This is a genomic window from Sphingomonas sp. PEI4 (assembly GCF_056679955.1).
The window spans coordinates 3,678,891-3,696,032 of the sequence record NZ_CM155258.1; the positions used below are offsets into that span (position 1 = coordinate 3,678,891).

General features: G+C 64.8%; 17 protein-coding genes. 7 read left to right on the top strand and 10 right to left on the bottom strand.

Going from position 1 to position 17,142, the window contains the following annotated elements; genetic code table 11:
• Window positions 1–18: 18 nt before the first annotated feature.
• Entirely contained in the window at window positions 19–564 is a 546-nt protein-coding gene (locus AC1MLZ_RS17015; protein WP_480959509.1) for a peroxiredoxin, read from the top strand.
• Window positions 565–708: 144 nt separating this feature from the next.
• Entirely contained in the window at window positions 709–1,227 is a 519-nt protein-coding gene (gene ahpD / locus AC1MLZ_RS17020; protein ID WP_480959510.1) for an alkylhydroperoxidase, AhpD family, read from the top strand.
• 161 nt (window positions 1,228–1,388) lie between these two features.
• Here the strand turns inward: ahpD and AC1MLZ_RS17025 are convergent, their stop codons facing one another.
• A complete protein-coding gene (locus AC1MLZ_RS17025; RefSeq protein WP_480959511.1) occupies window positions 1,389–2,156 on the bottom strand; it encodes a sulfite exporter TauE/SafE family protein in 768 nt (255 codons plus the stop codon).
• A gap of 173 nt (window positions 2,157–2,329) precedes the next feature.
• Between AC1MLZ_RS17025 and epsC the strand changes: the two genes are divergently transcribed.
• On the top strand, window positions 2,330–3,022 hold the full coding sequence (gene epsC / locus AC1MLZ_RS17030; protein WP_480959512.1) for a serine O-acetyltransferase EpsC: 693 nt from the start codon (window positions 2,330–2,332) through the stop codon (window positions 3,020–3,022).
• A gap of 13 nt (window positions 3,023–3,035) precedes the next feature.
• Entirely contained in the window at window positions 3,036–3,374 is a 339-nt protein-coding gene (locus AC1MLZ_RS17035; RefSeq protein WP_480959513.1) for a DUF2794 domain-containing protein, read from the top strand.
• Between the two features lie 174 nt (window positions 3,375–3,548).
• Here AC1MLZ_RS17035 and AC1MLZ_RS17040 read toward each other — a convergent pair whose 3' ends face one another.
• Together AC1MLZ_RS17040 and pncB are read right to left on the bottom strand one after the other, a co-directional pair.
• A complete protein-coding gene (locus AC1MLZ_RS17040) occupies window positions 3,549–6,470 on the bottom strand; it encodes a TonB-dependent receptor domain-containing protein (RefSeq protein WP_480959514.1) in 2,922 nt (973 codons plus the stop codon).
• Window positions 6,471–6,629: 159 nt separating this feature from the next.
• Window positions 6,630–7,934 (bottom strand): nicotinate phosphoribosyltransferase, encoded by a 1,305-nt coding sequence (gene pncB, locus AC1MLZ_RS17045; RefSeq protein ID WP_480959515.1) that lies wholly within the window; start codon window positions 7,932–7,934, stop codon window positions 6,630–6,632.
• A gap of 84 nt (window positions 7,935–8,018) precedes the next feature.
• Here pncB and AC1MLZ_RS17050 point away from each other — a divergent pair, with 84 nt between their 5' ends.
• On the top strand, window positions 8,019–8,606 hold the full coding sequence (locus AC1MLZ_RS17050) for a cysteine hydrolase family protein (protein ID WP_480959516.1): 588 nt from the start codon (window positions 8,019–8,021) through the stop codon (window positions 8,604–8,606).
• Window positions 8,607–8,664: 58 nt separating this feature from the next.
• Here the strand turns inward: AC1MLZ_RS17050 and AC1MLZ_RS17055 are convergent, their stop codons facing one another.
• On the bottom strand, window positions 8,665–9,960 hold the full coding sequence (locus AC1MLZ_RS17055) for a glycoside hydrolase family 130 protein (RefSeq protein WP_480959517.1): 1,296 nt from the start codon (window positions 9,958–9,960) through the stop codon (window positions 8,665–8,667).
• A gap of 159 nt (window positions 9,961–10,119) precedes the next feature.
• Between AC1MLZ_RS17055 and AC1MLZ_RS17060 the strand changes: the two genes are divergently transcribed.
• Entirely contained in the window at window positions 10,120–10,377 is a 258-nt protein-coding gene (locus tag AC1MLZ_RS17060; RefSeq protein ID WP_480959518.1) for a hypothetical protein, read from the top strand.
• Between the two features lie 27 nt (window positions 10,378–10,404).
• Here the strand turns inward: AC1MLZ_RS17060 and AC1MLZ_RS17065 are convergent, their stop codons facing one another.
• The 4 genes from AC1MLZ_RS17065 to AC1MLZ_RS17080 all read right to left on the bottom strand — a co-directional run bounded on the left by AC1MLZ_RS17065 (window position 10,405) and on the right by AC1MLZ_RS17080 (window position 15,440).
• The gene (locus AC1MLZ_RS17065) at window positions 10,405–11,154 is read right to left on the bottom strand and encodes a 3'(2'),5'-bisphosphate nucleotidase CysQ (protein ID WP_480959519.1); all 750 of its coding nucleotides are present in this window, start codon (window positions 11,152–11,154) and stop codon (window positions 10,405–10,407) included.
• Window positions 11,151–13,088, bottom strand: a complete 1,938-nt coding sequence (gene cysN / locus AC1MLZ_RS17070; RefSeq protein WP_480959520.1) for a sulfate adenylyltransferase subunit CysN — start codon at window positions 13,086–13,088, stop codon at window positions 11,151–11,153. The genes AC1MLZ_RS17065 and cysN overlap by 4 nt, the downstream gene beginning before the upstream one ends.
• Complete coding sequence (cysD, locus tag AC1MLZ_RS17075; RefSeq protein WP_480959521.1) at window positions 13,088–13,993, bottom strand: sulfate adenylyltransferase subunit CysD; 906 nt, start codon at window positions 13,991–13,993, stop codon at window positions 13,088–13,090. Before cysD ends, cysN begins: the two co-directional genes overlap by 1 nt.
• Before the next feature lie 256 nt (window positions 13,994–14,249).
• The gene (locus AC1MLZ_RS17080; protein WP_480959522.1) at window positions 14,250–15,440 is read right to left on the bottom strand and encodes an acetyl-CoA C-acyltransferase; all 1,191 of its coding nucleotides are present in this window, start codon (window positions 15,438–15,440) and stop codon (window positions 14,250–14,252) included.
• Between the two features lie 352 nt (window positions 15,441–15,792).
• On the opposite strand from AC1MLZ_RS17080, the gene AC1MLZ_RS17085 reads away from it, so the two are divergent.
• Window positions 15,793–15,960, top strand: a complete 168-nt coding sequence (locus AC1MLZ_RS17085) for a hypothetical protein (RefSeq protein ID WP_480959523.1) — start codon at window positions 15,793–15,795, stop codon at window positions 15,958–15,960.
• A gap of 12 nt (window positions 15,961–15,972) precedes the next feature.
• On the opposite strand, the gene AC1MLZ_RS17090 is transcribed toward AC1MLZ_RS17085, so the two are convergent.
• Complete coding sequence (locus AC1MLZ_RS17090; protein WP_480959524.1) at window positions 15,973–16,299, bottom strand: hypothetical protein; 327 nt, start codon at window positions 16,297–16,299, stop codon at window positions 15,973–15,975.
• Between the two features lie 8 nt (window positions 16,300–16,307).
• Entirely contained in the window at window positions 16,308–17,138 is an 831-nt protein-coding gene (locus AC1MLZ_RS17095) for an aldo/keto reductase (RefSeq protein WP_480959525.1), read from the bottom strand.
• Between the last annotated feature and the right edge of the window lie 4 nt (window positions 17,139–17,142).

A 17,142-nucleotide genomic window follows, 5' to 3' on the forward strand; every position in this document is an offset into this window, starting at 1 on the left:
TTCCAGGAGGCTTCCATCATGTTGACCATCGGCGACCAGTTCCCATCGATGACCATTCCCGTCCAGCAGGGCATCGCAGCGCTGCCCGCGGGCGAGACGCTCGACCTGACGACGGCGTATCCGGGCAAGTGGAAGGTGCTGTTCTACTGGCCGAAGGACTTCACCTTCGTCTGCCCGACCGAGATCGTCGGCTACAGCGACATTCGCAGCGATTTCGAGGACCGCGACGCCGTCCTGATCGGCGCGTCGACCGACACCGCGCACGTCCACCTCGCCTGGCGCAAGTCGGACGCGGATCTTGCCGCAGCGGACTTCCCGTGGCTGGCGGATAACGGCGCGAAGCTGGCCGACGCACTCGGCATCGTCGACCGCAACGAGCATGTCGCGTTCCGTGCGACGTTCATCATCGATCCGGACAACGTCATCCAGGCAGTCCAGGTCAACGGCCTGAACGTCGGCCGCAACCCTGCCGAGACGCTCCGCGTACTCGACGCGCTGCAGACCGACGAGCTTTGCCCGTGCAACTGGAACAAGGGCGACGACGTCCTCCAGCTCGCTGCGTAACTAAAACTCTTCTTTCCCCTTCCCGCTTGCGGGAGGGGGCAGGGGGTGGGCCCGCGCGCTCCCCGGACGCATTCGTTCATGGTGAGCGCGGGCCCACCCCTCGGTCCCCTCCCGCCAGCGGGAGGGGAGGAAGAAAAGAAATTTATGTCGCTCAAGGACTTCGCGGGCACGCTGCCCGAATATGCCAAGGATATCCGCCTCAACGTCGGCTCGCTTCTCAACGAGACGCACCTCAGCGACCAGCGCAAATACGGTCTGCTGCTGACCTGCGCGCATGGCTCGGGCTACAAGCCGCTGGTCGATGCCGCCGAAGCCGAATGCGCGCCCAAGCTCTCGCCAGAGGCGGCCAATGCAGCGCGCGCTGCCGCCGCTGTGATGGCGATGAACAATGTCTATTACCGGTTCACGCACCTCGCCGGGAATCAGGAATACCGCAACATGCCGGCCAAGCTGCGCATGAACGTGATCGGCCAGCCCGGTATCGACAAGGTCGATTTCGAGCTGTTCAGCCTCGCGGTGTCGGCAATGAACGGCTGCGGCATGTGCATCGACAGCCACGAGCAGATCTTGAAGAAGGCCGGCGTTACGGCAGAAGCGATCCAGACCTCGGTGCGGATCGGCGCGGTGATGGCCGCGGTAGCGACAGTCCACGCCACGTTGTGAACTGACCGCGGCACCAGATACTCCGTCATGCCGGGCTCGTTCCGGCATCCACCGTTCCGCATATTTCTCAAAGCGTTGGTTTGCGGCACGGTGGACCCCGGAACAAGTCCGGGGTGACGAAGTATTTGGGGGAGCGTTTCAGCTTCGCGCCCCTCTGACGCTCAGTGCCAGATCGCTCGGTACAGGCCGAACAGGCTGGTAATCGTCAGGATCGCCCCCACCAGCACCATCAACGTCTTCGCCGGCACGCGCTTCGCCAGCAACGCCCCAAACGGAGCCGCGAGCACGCCGCCGATCAGCAATCCCACCGTGGCCTGCGTGAACGCCGCCCAGCCGAGTTGCGTGATGAACGTCGCCGAGATCGTCGTGGTCAGGAAGAATTCCGCGGTATTCACCGTCCCGATAGTGGTCCGCGGTGCCGCGCCCTGCACTAGTAGGTTCGACGTCACCACCGGCCCCCAGCCGCCGCCGCCCGCGGCATCGAGAAACCCACCGACCAGCCCGAGCGGCTCGACGATCTTCGGCTCCTTCCGCTTCGGCGGATAGCGCAAGCCCCGGTACAGCAGATACACGCCGATCGAGCTCAGGTACGCGAGGATGAACGGCTTGGCCGTGCTCGCGTCGATGTTCGACAGCACGTACGCACCCAGCACGCCGCCGATCACGCCGGGAATCATCAGCCGCAGGAACAGCGTCCAGTTGACGTTCTTGTGCAGCACATGGCTGATCCCCGACACCGCGGTGGTGAAGGTCTCGACGGTATGCACCCCTGCCGAGGCAGCCGCGGGCGGCACGCCGATCCACAAGAGCAACGTGTTCGAGATCACCCCGAACGCCATTCCCAGTGCACCATCGACGATCTGCGCGGCAAACCCCACCAGGATGAAGGGCAGGAGCGTCTCGAAGCTCAAGGTCGTCAGGTCGAACATCGGCATCCCCTTAATATCGCGCCCAAACTGCAACGCGGCGGCTTATCCTACAACAAAGATAGGCTTTACCCCGATCCCAACGATGGGAAGCAGTCTCCGATCCCCTTGCGGACCGGGTTCTGGAAATCGGTCGTTCGATACCCTAGATACGGAAATCGCGAAGGGGACTGCGGATGTCGAGCGGATTACTGGCCTATCTGGATTCGATCCGCGCCCGCGATCCCGCCCCGCACTCGCGCGCCGAGATCATGCTGTATCCCGGGGTCTGGGCGCTTGGCTATCACCGCATCGCGCACCGTCTGTACAAGGCGAAACTCTATTTCCTAGCGCGCTGCATCAACCACTGGTCGCGCTTCACGACCGCGATCGACATCCATCCGGGTGCAACGATCGGCCGCAATTTCTTCATCGACCACGGCTTTGTCGTGATCGGCGAGACCGCGGAGATTGGCGACGACGTCACGATCTACCAGTGCGTCACGCTCGGCGGGACCAGTCCCGACAACGGCGTGCAGGGCAAGCGCCACCCGACCATCTCCGACGGCGCGATCATCGGCTCCGGCGCGCAGGTGCTCGGCCCCATTACGCTCGGCAAGCGTTCGCGCGTCGGCGCCAATGCGGTCGTCACGCGTGATGTACCGGCGGGTACGACGGTCGTGGGCATCCCCGCACGCGCGACCACGATCGAGGGCGGCAACGCGCCCGAGGTGCCGCGCTTCGTGCCCTACGGTACGCCGTGCAGCGAGATGTTCGACCCTGCGACCCAGAAGATGGAGATCATGCGCTGCGAGCTGGAAACGATGCGCAAGCGGCTCGATGCGCTGCTCGCCGACGAGCATCCAGAGGACCGTCGCGACCGCGCATGATGGGTGATAACTGATGGGCGTCGTGCCATTCCCGACACCGTCCAAGGCAACGCAGGTTGGTTTCGATCGCGCCGAACTGACGCGGATTCTGGATCTTTACGGCCGGATGGTCGCCGCCGGCCACTGGCGCGACTATGCGATCGATCTCGGCAAGGACGCCGCGGTCTTCGCCGCCTTCCGCCGCGCCGCCGAACGTCCCGAGTTCCGAATCGAGAAGCGCCCTTCGCTGCGTAACAAACAGGGCATGTGGGCGCTGATCGGCGAAGCGGGTGCGGTGGTGAAGCGCGGGCATGAACTCGGGCCGGTGCTGGCGCCGGTAGAGCGGCGTTTCATGAAGCTCGTCGAGGACTGAGCCAACCCGACGATCCTCCCCCGCAAGGAGGAGGTGGCTGGCGCTTGCCAGGCGGAGGGGGAGGTTAGGGGAACCTCTGTTCCGGGTCCTCCCCCTCCGTCACCTTCGGCGACACCTCCCCCTTGCGGGGGAGGATTATAGAGTACGCGATCGCGGCTAGATCGCCCCCCTAGATCAAAGCCCCCAGGATAGGCGGATATACCCAAACTGCCCCGGCACGTCGTACGTGGTCGGGTCATAATTGGGCCCGGTGCAGCTGAAGCAGGCCGGCGGGTCCTGATTAAAGACGTTGTTCACGCCGATCGTCAGCCCCATCCGGTTCTCCAGCCAGCCCGGCGCGAGCGTGACCTGCACGTCGCCGTAGAAGGTGTTGTCGAGCGTCTTGCCGTCCGCTTCCTTCACGCTCTTGATGTAGCGGCCGGTGAACGAGGCGCGCGCCATGCCGATGTCCCAGTCGACGACCGCATTGCCCTTGAATTTCGGGTAGGACTGCTCGGGCGAACCGCGCGTCGTGCCCTGGTAATTGGTGGTGGTGAAACCGACCGTCGCCGGGAAACTCTCCGCGTATTTCAGCAGGATGTTGCCGTTGAGCGAAAGCCCGAACGTCCCGGCCGAGGTCTGCGGCGAGCGATAGACCGCGGTTACGTCGACGCCGCGGGTGCGGATGCCGCCGATGTTCTGCAACTGTGCGTTGATGCGCGAGATCACGCCGTTCGGCGTTCGCCTGATCGCCGCGCAGCTGAGTGCGTCTGCCGCTTGCGCGCAGCGGCTTAGCGTCAGCGTCGCGTCGGTCGCCGCGATCGCGTCGTCGACCTTGATGTCGTAGTAATTGCCCTCGATGCTGAGCTGGCTGGCGATCCCGCTGGTCCGTGCCCAGCTCGGCGCATACACCGCGCCGAACAGCCACGTCCGGGACGTCTCGGGCTTCAAGGCCTGGTTGCCGCCGGTCAGAACGCTGAGCTGTCCGCCATTCGGCTCCTGATAGCTGCCGCTCGCGGGGACGCCGTTGGCGATGCAGTTGGTGCGAACGGTCGCGGACGACTGATACGGCGATCCGGCGACGTTGGTGCAGGGATCGTCGATCGAGGCGTCCGACCGCGATTCCGCACCGAACAGTTCGCCGATGCTCGGAGCGCGGAAGCCTTGTGCATAAGACGCGCGTAACAGCAGGTCGCTGAACGGTTTCCACAGGCCGCTGCCGGTGTAGGTCGTGTTGCTCCCGCTGATCGAATAGTTCGAATGTCGCACCGCGCCGCCGATTTCGAGCGACTGGATAAACGGCGTGTTGTGGATCAGCGGTACGCGCAACTCGGCATAGACCTCGTCCGAGTTGAAATGCCCGCGTGCCGGTTGCGCGGGGATATCGGCGCCAAGTCCCGCGGTGATCAGGGGATCGGGCGTGAAGCTGCCATATTGGACGCGGTGCTCATAGCCGGCGGCAAGACCCACCGCGCCCGCGGGCAGGTCGAACAGTTCGCCCGAGATGTTGGCGGTGTAATCCTCCAGGCTCTGCGAACTGCGCGCGCGCTCGTCGAACGCGATATAGCCGAGCATGGCCGGCGTGACCGACCCTGCGCCACCGAAGATGTTGAACGGCACGCACGCCCCGGTGCAGTTCGCGACCGGGCCGAGCGCCTGGGCGAGATTGGCCGCGTTGATGTTGCCGGTGAACAGCTGCTTGGCATCGTTGAAGCCGAGGACCGCGTTGACGTCCCAGTAGAATTTGCGTTCGCCGAGATGGAACGAGCCATCAAGCGTCGCGGTCGCCGACATCGTGTCGACGGTCTGCGAATAGGTGCGCTGCCCCGCTTCGACGAGGCGGCGACGCACCGTCGAATAGTTCGCCGGACCATTGCCCGCGCCGCCCGCCGACAGTGTGTAGCCGAACGGATTATACGGGTTGGTCGCATCGATCGAGATCGTGTCGAGCAGATTGCCGTTGCCCGCGTCGGGGCCGAGCACCAGCGGCAGGAACGCCGCCTGGTTCTGCGAATTGCGCCGCGTGTAGTTCATCTTCACGCGCAGGTTCACGTTGTCCGTGAGCTCCTGCTTGGCGCTGACGAAGAAGCCATAGCGCTCGGACGGGGTGAGGAAATAGTTGAAGGGCGCGAAGTTGAAGCGGTCGGCGGGGGTGAACTCCTTGAAATCGCTGTTCGGGCCGGTCGGGTTGGCGGCGTCGTAACGTGGCCGCCCGAGGATAGGGGCCGACTTCAGCGTCAGGTTCCGACCGCCGACCTGGAAGAATCCGTTGGGGGTCGCGCCCGAACAGCCGCCGATCGGCTCCTCGCAGGCGCGCTGGCCGGGGTTGGGGAATTGCGAGATCTTGCGATCACGCGTGCTGACCGATTCCTGCTTCACGTAGCTGCCGCCGAACACAACGCTCGTCCGGGGCGCCTGGATGCCGTAGCTGACGTTATAGTCCTGCGTGTGGCCGTCGCCCTGGCGGAAGGTGCCGAACTGCGCGGACGCCTTCAGGCCCTTTTGCTGCGACTTGGTGATGATGTTGACGACGCCGGCCAGCGCGTCCGAGCCGTAAAGCGGCGACTGGCCCGACTGCAGGATCTCGATCCGCTCGATCGAGCCGACCTGGATCGTGTTCAGGTCGACCGTCGAGGGAATGCCGCTCGCCGACGCGCCGTTGACGAAGCGCAGGCCGTCGACCAGCACCAGCGTCCGCTTGGCCGTGAGATAGCGCAGGTCGATCTCGGCCGACCCTGCGCCGACACCACCGCCGTCGGGCGGATTGCCGATGTTGCCCGAATTGTTGACCTTGGAATTAAGCCCGCCGGCCGCGCTCGGCAGTCGTTGCAGCACGTCGGCAACCGACGACAGTCCGGTTCGCTGGATCGATACCGCGTCGACGGTAACGACAGGTGAGGGCTGGTCGAGCGGACTGCGGCGAATGCGCGATCCGGTCACGACGATCTCGTCCCCAGTCGGTTGATCGATGGTCGGGTCGGCAGCTTGCACGCTCTCGGCGGCTGGTGTCGTTACCGATTGCGCGAAGGCCGGCATCGCCGCGAGCATCGCTGCCAATGCCAACCCGCTGGCGCCGGCATATTTGCCAGCGCTCGTGAACGTCTTGATCCCACGCATGAACTTCCCCCCTTGTTCGTGCCCAGCAAACATCCGCTCTTTTATCTTATGTGTGCGAATGATGGCTGAGAGGCGTAACGAAGCAAGGAAAGATTGCGTCCCGTGACAATTTTGTTGCGAGATGTGTCCGGCGTGTTGCGCGCAGGACACGCACGGTGATCAGACGAGAACGGGCGCTGCTGCGCGATCGGCTTCCCCGAACACGCGGAGGTATCGAGCGATTTCCGCGGGTTCGCCGGTCGCCTTGGCGGGATTGTCGGACAGTTTCACCGCCGGGCGCCCGTTCGCCGCGATCACCTTGCAGACCAGCGAGATCGGCTCCAGCGCGGCCGCGCCGTCGGGATCGCAGCCGCGGAAGTCGTTGGTCAGGTTGGTCCCCCAGCCGAAGCTCATCCGCACGCGACCATGGAAATGGCGGTAAACCTGCTCGATCGTGTCGATGTCCATCCCGTCGGAGAAGATCAGCAGCTTGGTCTTCGGATCGACACCCTGCTCCTCCCACCAGCGGATGATCTGCTCGCCACCCGCGATCGGCGGCGCGCTGTCGGGGCGGAAGCCGGTCCACTCCGCCAGCCAGTGCGGTGCGTTGCGCAGGAACGCGGTGGTGCCGAACGCATCGGGGAGGGCGATTAGCAGGTTGCCGTTATAGTGTTGCCGCCAATGCTCGAGCACGCGGTAGGGCGCCTCGGCCAGTTCGGCGTCGCTGTCGGCCAGCGCCGCGGTCACCATCGGCAGTTCGTGCGCGTTCGTTCCGATCGCCTCGAGGTCCGCGTCCATCGCCAGCAGTACGTTCGAGGTGCCGATGAACCGATCGCCGAGCCCTTCCTTCAGTGCCTCGACGCACCAGCGCTGCCACAGGAACCCGTGCCGCCGCCGCGTGCCGAAATCCGACAGCACCAGGTCGGGCAGTTCGCGCAGCCGCTCGACCTTCTCCCACAGCTTGGCCTTGGCGCGCGCGTAAACGATGTCGAGCGCGAACCGGCCGCGATCGCGCAGGGCGGCGCGCGATTTCAGTTCGTTGATGATCGTGAGTGCGGGGATCTCCCACATCGTGGTGTGGCTCCACGGTCCTTCGAAATGCAGTTCATATTGCCCCTCGACCTTGCGCAGGTCGTAGGCGGGCAGCTGGAACTCCGCGAGCCACGCCAGGAACTCCGGCCCGAACATCTTCTGCTTCCCGTAGAAGCTGTTACCCGCGAGCCAGATCAGCTCCTTCTTCGCGAACCTGAGCGTCCGTGCGTGATCGAGCTGGGCGCGCAGTTCGTCCTCGTCGACGATCTCCGCCAGCCGTACCGTCGTGGTCCGGTTGATCAGCGCAAAGGTGGCGCTGACGTCGGGATAGGCATGCCGGATCATCTGCAACATCAGCAGCTTGTAGAAATCGGTATCGAGCAGGCTGCGCACGATCGGATCGAGCCGGAAATTGTGGTTGTACGTCCGGGTGGCGATATCGGTCACGGCCATGCGCGCGGGCTCCTGCGTTGCTCCGGGGTTGCGGGTGTCCGAGAAGACGCGAGTGTGTCAAGCATCTGGCAAAGGAGACGGGCGATGACGCGGTTCGTGGTCGTGGTGGATACGCAGTGGGATTTCATGGCAGCCGAAGGCGCGCTGAGCGTTGCCGGCGCCGCGGCGTTGGTCGCGCCGATGCAGGCCTGGCTGTCGGCGCTGTCTGCCACCGACACTGCGGGAGTCCTCTTCACGTTCGATACGCATTTCCGCGAGACCTACGCCGCCTCGCCCGAAGCGGTGATGTTCCCGATTCATTGCGTTCGTGGCACGCGGGGGTGGTTCAACATGCTTGATGTCGCGCTGGTCGATCCGGCGATCCCGGCGTGGCGGATCGAGAAGGGTGTGTTCGACATGTGGGCCGAACCGGGGCTGACGATCAAGGACGCGCGCGACGCAAGCCGACCGACGATCCCCCGCGAAGATTTCTTCGCAGATCTCACCGCCAAGGGCGTCACCGACGTCACCGTCATTGGCGTAGCAGCGGATTACTGCGTCCGCTGGGCCATCGACGGACTGATCGCGCGCGGCTTTGGGGTGACTGTGCCAGCAGGGCTGACGCGCGGGATCGAGCGGCAGATTGACGTAGTTGCGGCGGAGGACTTCGCCGGCACGGCACTCGTCGTTTGACCCGCCTCATCGCCGGCCGAACAATCCTCCCCCGCAAGGGGGAGGATCAGAGGAAGCCTCACGCCATCGCCGCAATCAACCGCCCGACGTCCACCGTCGCGAACGAGGCGAAGTTATCCGCTACGCCGAACGGCAGCAGCAACGTGCGATCGTGGACGATGCCGCCGCAACTATAGACGACGTTGGGCACATACCCGTCGCGTTCCTTCGGGCTGGGCACGATCAGCGGATGGGTCATCCGGGCGAGCAGCTTGGTCGGATCGGCCTTGTCGAGCAGGCACGCGCCGATGCAGTAATTGCGGACGCTGCCGACGCCGTGCGTCAATACCAGCCAGCCCTCGTCGATCTCGATCGGCGATCCGCAATTACCCATCTGGATGAACTCCCACGGCCATTTCGGCTCGACGATCCTGGTGCCACCGTCCCAGGTCAGCAGGTCGTCCGAGGTCAGGAACCAGATGTTCTCGTTGTCCTGCCGACCGAGCATCGCATAGCGCCCGTCGATCTTCCGCGGGAACAGCGCCATGCCCTTGGTGCCCGGCACCGTGCCGCGCAACGGCTGCATCTCGAACGTCTTGAAATCCTCGCCGCGCAAAAGTTCGCAACGCGCTTCCGAGCCGCTGAACGCGGTATAGGTGCCGAGATACTGGACCTCGCCGGCGTCTTCGAAGCGGACCAGGCGAAGGTCTTCGATCCCCTGGCGCTGGCTCGGCAGGATCGGGAAGATCACCGTCTCCGACAGTTCGCGACTGCCACCGCATTGCAGCCGCGTCGGACCGCCATCGCTTGCGCCCTGATCGCTCGGTTCGACCCTCGGCGGGACTGCGGTCTGACTCGCGGGGTCGACCGAAAAGCTGTCGTCCGGTGACCAGCTTCCCGTCCGGAACGTCACCGACGAGACATGGCCTTCGCCGATGCCGCGTAGCGACAGGATGAAGCGAAGGCCGCCTTCGGGCGCGCCGGTCTGGTCGGGATGTAGGACCATGCTCGGGTTGAACAGCGCGGCGGCCTCGAACGAATATTCGCCGCTAAGATAGGCGCCGATGAGTAGTTTCTGGTCGATGTTGATGGCGCGCGGATCGTTCAGCACCGCCATGATCTCGCCGAACCGGTGCAGGAGAAGCTCGTCGACGTCGCGGTGGCGTTCGTCGAGCGACTCCATCACGCGGTGACGCTCGGCGCGGAGTTCGTCGGGCGACAGCGACAGTACGCGATCGATCACGCGCGCGGCACGCGGATGGCCCTCGACCTTGAACGCACCGGGATATTCGATGTTGAACGGCCGGATCACGGTCCGCGAGGGATCGGGCCGCAACTGGATATTGGAAAAGGTGACGAGTTCGGCTTCGGCCATGGTCGGCTCCAGTGAGGCGGCGACTCCGCCGGCGTGCGTGACAGTGAACGTCCAAATCGTTGCGATGGCTACATCAAAACAGCGCCACGGGACCCAACCCAGTTGCTTCGTCCACATCCCGCATTCCCGTGGGCTTCGGTCCCGTCTAACGAGGGCGCAATGGCCAAGAAACGCTACCTCACCGCGACGTTGCCCGATGGCTACGTGAAGACCATCGGGCCGACATCGACACCGTTCACGCATTACTGGCGGATCGTCGCGGTGCTCGCCAACGGCAAGACCGAGATATTCTGGGGCCACACCAAGTCGCTCGCCGAGGCGAAGAAGAAGCGCAACGCGCTGGCCGAGGCGGCGGCGCAACGCGGATGGCAGCGCTATGACTTCGAGTTCGTCGAACTGACGGAAACGACCGGCTAGCAGGGCACTGCACACCCGCTGGAGCGATCAGGCCGGCGGCAAATTCCTCACCAGCTCCAACACTGTTGCCGCCAGTTCGGCGCGGCAGATCAGCAGGTCGGGCAGATACGGATCGGCGCAATTATAGACGAGCGGCGATCCGTCGACACGGCTGACGTGTAGCCCCGCCGCCTGTGCGACCGCGATCGGCGCGCAATTGTCCCATTCATATTGCCCGCCGGTATGGAGGTAGATGTCGGCTTGGCCGCGCACCACCGCCATCGCCTTCGCACCCGCCGAGCCCATCGGGACGAGCGTCGCGCCCATCGTCTCGGCCACTGCAACCGCCTCGCGCGCGGGGCGCGTACGGCTGACAAGCATGCGGAGCGGTTCGCCCGCCGGCTCCAGCGGCTTTGGCGCGCCCGACGTCAGCGTCAGCCCGAGCCCCGGCAGCGCCACCGCACCGACTGTCGCGACTCCGTCGATCGCCAGCGCGACATGCACCGCCCAGTCGGTCCGCCCTTCGCCATATTCGCGCGTGCCGTCGAGCGGGTCGACGATCCATGCGCGCCGCACCGAACAGCGATCGCCATTGTCCTTCTCTTCCTCGGACAGGATCGCGTCGTCCGGCCGGGCCGCCCGCAGCATCCGCATTAGGAAAGTGTTCGCCTGCTCGTCGCCTGCCTTGCCGAGGTCCTTGCCGGTCAGTCCGCTGCTTTTCTGCAATGCCAGCAATATCTCGCCCGCCTCTGTGGCGAGACGTTCGGCGAGACGGACGTCGCTCTCGATGACGCTCACTTTAACGGCATGATCTGGCGGACGATGAACGCGGCGGCTTCGGCCGGTGTCATCTCGACGGTGTTGACACGAATCTCCGCGTTCAGCGGCGCTTCGTAAGGACTGTCGATCCCGGTAAAGTTCTTCAAATCGCCCGCCCGTGCCTTCTTGTAGAGACCCTTCACGTCGCGACCTTCCGCCACATCGAGCGGCGTGTCGACGAAGATCTCGATGAACTCACCATCAGGCAGCATCGACCGTACCATGTCCCGCTCCGCACGGAATGGCGAGATGAACGCGGTGAGGACGATCAGCCCCGCGTCCGCCATCAGCTTCGCCACCTCGCCGACGCGCCGAATATTCTCGATCCGGTCGGCCTCGGTAAAGCCCAGGTCCTTGTTCAGCCCGTGACGGATATTGTCCCCGTCCAGCAGGAACGTGTGCCGGTTCATCAGGTTGAGCTGTTTCTCGACCTCGTTGGCGATCGTCGACTTGCCCGCACCCGACAGCCCGGTGAACCAGAGCACGGCGGGTTTCTGGTTCTTCAGCCCGGCATGCGCCTCGCGGCCGATGTCGGTCGCCTGCCAGTGCACGTTCTGCGAGCGGCGCAAGCTGAAATGGACCATTCCCGCCGCCACCGTCGCGTTGGTGATCTTGTCGATCAGGATGAACCCGCCGAGCACCTTGTTCGGTGCCGCACCCCCTTGCGCATAGGGCTCGAACACGATCGCGCGATCGGTGGTGATCTCCGCGACGCCGATCGCGTTCAGGTCGAGCGTCTTGGCCGCCAGATGCTCCATCGTGTTGACGTTGACCTGGTATTTCGGTTCGCGAACGGTAGCCGACACCATCTGCGTGCCGAGCTTCAGCCAATAGGAGCGGCCGACGATCAGCGGTTCGTCGGCCATCCACACGATGGTCGTCTCGAACTGGTCGGCGGTTTCCGGCGGCGCATCGGCGGCGGCGATGACGTTGCCGCGCGAGCAGTCGATCTCGTCGGCGAACGACAGCGTGACGGACTGCCCCGCGACTGCTTCGTCGAGATCGCCGTCGAGCGTCGTGATGCGGCTGATCGTCGAGGTCTTGCCGCCGGGCAGGACGCGGATGGCGTCGCCCGGCTTGACCGTGCCGGCCGCGATCTGGCCGGAGAAACCGCGGAAATCGAGGTTGGGGCGGTTGACCCACTGCACGCTCATGCGGAACGGCTTGGCTTGGTCGTCGTCGATATCGACATCGACCGCTTCGAGATGCTCCATCAGCGTCGGGCCGGAATACCAGGGCATGGTTTCCGACGGAATCGAGATGTTGTCGCCCTTGAAGCCCGAGATCGGCATCGGCGTGAAATTGGTGATGCCGATGCTCTTCGCGAATGCTGAATAGTCCGCGACGATCTCGCCATACCGCGCCTGATCATAGCCGATCAGGTCCATCTTGTTGACCGCCAGCACCAGATTCCTGATGCCGATGAGATGCGCGAGATAGCTGTGGCGCTTGGTCTGCGTCAGCACGCCCTTGCGTGCGTCGACCAGGATCACGGCGAGGTCGGCGGTCGAGGCGCCGGTCACCATGTTGCGGGTATATTGCTCATGACCCGGCGTATCCGCGACGATGAACTTGCGTTTCTCGGTCGAGAAGAAGCGATAGGCGACGTCGATCGTGATGCCCTGTTCGCGCTCGGCGGCGAGGCCATCGACCAAAAGCGCGAAATCGATCTCGCCGCCCTGCGTGCCGACCCGTTTGCTGTCCGCTTCGAGTGCCGCGAGCTGATCCTCGAAGATCATCTTGGAGTCATAGAGCAGCCGTCCGATCAGCGTCGACTTGCCGTCGTCGACCGAGCCGCAGGTGATGAAGCGCAGCATCGTCTTGTTGCGATGCTGGTCGAGATACGCGTCGATGTCCTCGGCGATCAACGCGTCGGTCTGGTAGACGGAGGTTTTGGTGGCGATGTCGCTCATCAGAAATACCCCTCCTGCTTCTTCTTCTCCATCCCCGCGCCGCCGGCATCCTTGTCGATCGCACGACCCTGCCGTTCGCTGGTGGTCGTCAGCAGCGTTTCTTGGATGATCTCGGACAGCGTCGAGGCCGTGCTCTCGACTGCGCCCGTGAGCGGGTAGCAGCCGAGCGTGCGGAAGCGGATCGAGCGTTCGACCGCCACTTCGCCGGGCTGCAAGGGAAAGCGATCGTCGTCGACCATCAGCAGCATGCCGTCGCGTTCGACCGTGGGGCGTACGCCGGCGAAGTATAGCGGGACGATCGGCACGTCGTTGAGCTGGATATATTGCCAGACGTCGAGTTCGGTCCAGTTCGAGATCGGGAACACGCGGATGCTCTCGCCCTTCGATTTCCGCGCATTGTAGAGGTTCCATAGTTCGGGCCGTTGGTTCTTGGGGTCCCAGCCATGCGTCGCGGTCCGGAACGAGATGATGCGTTCCTTGGCGCGCGATTTCTCCTCGTCGCGCCGCGCGCCGCCGAACGCCGCGTCGAACCCGTGCAAATTGAGCGCCTGCTTCAAACCCTCGGTCTTCCACATGTCGGTATGGAGCGCGCCATGATCGAACGGATTGATCCCGCGCGCGGCGGCCTCGGGGTTCTGGTAGACGAGCAGTTCCATGCCGCTCTCCGCCGCCATCCGGTCGCGCAGTTTATACATCTCCTGAAATTTCCAAGTCGTGTCGACGTGGAGCAGCGGGAAAGGCGGGGGCGAGGGATAGAAGGCCTTGCGCGCGAGGTGCAGCATCACCGCCGAATCCTTGCCGACCGAATACAGCATCACCGGCTTGTCGGCCTCGGCGACGACTTCGCGCAGGATGTGGATCGCCTCCGCTTCGAGCCGTTCCAGATGGGTGAGTGTCTTCGCCATGATATGTCTCCGGCGAGCCGTTTGCCCCGACCAGGGCGCGTCGGGCAATCAATGCATTCTTCGGCTGTGGAACGCTTCGCTATCCCGTGCGGTAGCGCGGGAGAGGTGGCAGCCCGCTAGCGCCGACGGATTCGCTTATCCGGGCCTGGGTAGCGCCGTCGATTACCGGCAAGATCCGTCATGCGGCCACGCTTCCAGACTGAGACGCGGCGTTTGCCGGCGTGTCCGGCGCCGTTACGCCCGACACGACGGTATTTCACCCGTGGATCAGTTCGACCGCGACCGCGGTCGCTTCGCCGCCACCGATGCAGAGCGCGGCGACGCCCTTGTTCAGCCCCCGCAATTTCAGTGCGGCGACCAGCGTGGCGATGATCCGCGCGCCGCTGGCCCCGATCGGATGGCCGAGCGCGGTCGCGCCCCCGTTGACGTTCAGCTTGTCGCTCGGGATGCCGAGTTCGCGCATCGCGATCATCGCGACGGTCGCGAATGCTTCGTTCACCTCGAACAGGTCGACGTCCTCGACGCTCCAGCCCGCCCGGTCGAGAACCTTCCGAATCGCCGAGACAGGCGCGGTCGTGAACAGCGCCGGGGCATGGGCGTGCGCTGCAGTGGCTACGATACGCGCCTCCTGCGACAGCCCGAACTTCTCCGCGACGCTCGCCCGCGTCAGCACCAGCGCAGCCGCGCCATCCGAGATCGAGGCGGAAGTGGCGGCCGTGATCGTGCCGTCCTTGGCGAAGGCGGGGCGCAGGCCGGGGATCTTCTCGGGCTTGGCCTTGCCAGGCTGCTCGTCTTCGCTGACGATCACGTCGCCGCCGCGCGTCTTGACCGTTACCGGCACGACCTCGTCCGCGAAGCCGCCGCTCGTGATCGCGGCGCTGGCGCGCGTCAGGCTCTCGATCGCGAACGCGTCCTGCTCCTCGCGCGTGAACTGGTATTCGCCCGCGGTTTCCTCGGCAAAGGCGCCCATCGGCTTGCCCTTTTCATAGGCATCCTCGAGGCCGTCCATCATCATCGAATCCGACACGACATCATGGCCGATCCGTGCGCCCGAACGATGCTTGGCGAGCAGGAACGGCGCGTTGGTCATGCTCTCCATGCCACCCGCGATCACGACATCGACGGTGCCGGCCATCAGCGCCTCGGTCGCCATGATCGTCGCCTGCATGCCCGATCCGCACATCTTGTTGACGGTGGTCGCCTCGACGGAATTCGGCAGGCCTGCGCCGAGTGCCGCCTGGCGCGCGGGCGCCTGGCCGAGCCCGGCCGGCAGCACGCAGCCCATGTAGATGCGGTCGATGATCGCCGGATCGACCTTCGAGCGCTCGACCGCGGCGCGAACCGCGGTCGCGCCGAGTTCAACCGCCGTGACGCCCGACAGCGCTCCCTGGAAGCCACCCATCGGCGTGCGGGCATAGCTGGCGATGATGATCGGATCTTCGGACATGGTCTTCCCTCGTGAACTCGGCGCACTCGTACGGACGAGCCTCGTAACGACGATATCGGTCTGCGTGCGCGAAATTGCCATACGACCGGGTATGCACCCTACTGGCGAGTAATTGCGCCCGGCGCTGGCTATGTGTCAAGAACGAGCGTGCCCGATCGAACTGCCCTTAGAACGCTTGCGCCGTCGCCGTTTCAGGACTCCGCGGCGCGCGAAACGCTACGGCTATAAACGCGCGATGCGCTGCTGCGGGCGGCAGTGATGATGTTCAACGAACGACGGCGACGGGCTTGAGCGGCTGAAAGCGTTTCTTCGCCATTATGCCGAGGTGACGATGGACGATTTCTGGCGTTGCGTGATCCGTACGCTGGACGAGGTCCTGTCCCCGGCTGCGCGGAAGGCATTTCGCGCGTTGAAGGCGGAGATCGACGCCACGATGCGAGCGATGATCGAGCCGGCGGTGTTGGCCAATGCAGGACGACCGCTCAAGGAACTGGTCGCCTGCCTGACCGCCAGCGCCTGATGGGGATTCCTGTCAGCGCTCCAGAGCTTCGAACCACGCGGCATAGCCCGTATTGGCAACCATGTGGCGGTTGAGATCGGGTGATCCGTCATCCCACCACACCGGCCCGCGTTCGCCGAGCGCTATTTTCGCGCAGTCGACGTCCGCGCGCGCTTCGGCGAGAGAGACCGCATTCTCCTGACGCTGGGCCGCTCCGACGGCGCGGCGCGCGCGCATGAGGTCGCTCACCAGTTCGGCGCGGCGATCCGTCGACAGGGAGGGGTCGGAACACCGCCAGAGACGACCGCGCACGACGAAATAGCGTCCGTCCGGGGTGGTGGGGTAGGCTTTATCGGTCACGTCGATGTTTATAGCGTTTCGAGCGGCCGTGGCTCGCGCGGGCGGGGAAACGCGGCGTCGAGCGCGGCCAGGTCGTGGGGCGACAGGACGAGGTCGGCGGCGGCGCGGTTCTCCTGCACGTGCGCAACCGTGCCGGCCTTCGGAATGGCGATCATGCCATCGCGGCGCATGACCCAGGCAAGCGCCACCTGCGCCGGCGTAGCGCCGATCATTTTCGCAACCCGCACGAGCGTCGGATCGTCGATCAGCCTTCCCTGTTCGACCGGGCTGTAGGCCATGACCGGCATCCGCCGTCGATCGAGCCACGGCAGAAGGTCGTGCTCGGGCCCGCGACGCGAGAGATTGTAGAGAATCTGGTCGGTCGCACAGTCGCGGCCGCCCGCGGCGACCAGTTCCTCCATATCGTCGGTATCGAGATTGCTGACGCCCCAGTGGCGGATCTTGCCGGTGGTTTTCAACGCCTCCATCGCCTCGATCGTCTCGCCGAGCGGCACCGATCCGCGCCAATGGAGCAGGTACAGGTCGAGCCGATCGGTTTTCAGCCGCTTCAGGCTGGCCTCGCAGGCGGCACCGAGGCGTTTGCGCGATGCGTTCTGCGGATATGCCTTGCTGACGAGGAACAGGCGATCGCGGACGTCGTGAAGCGCGTCCCCGACGAGCGTCTCGGACGCACCGTCGCCGTACATCTCGGCGGTATCGATCAGCGTCATGCCGAGGTCGACGCCGGCGCGCAGCGCGGCGATCTCGGCGTCCCGGCGACCGCGCTGCTCACCCATCATCCAGGTGCCCTGTCCAAGCGCCGGTACGCTCTCACCGTTCGTGAACGTCACAGTCTTCATCATC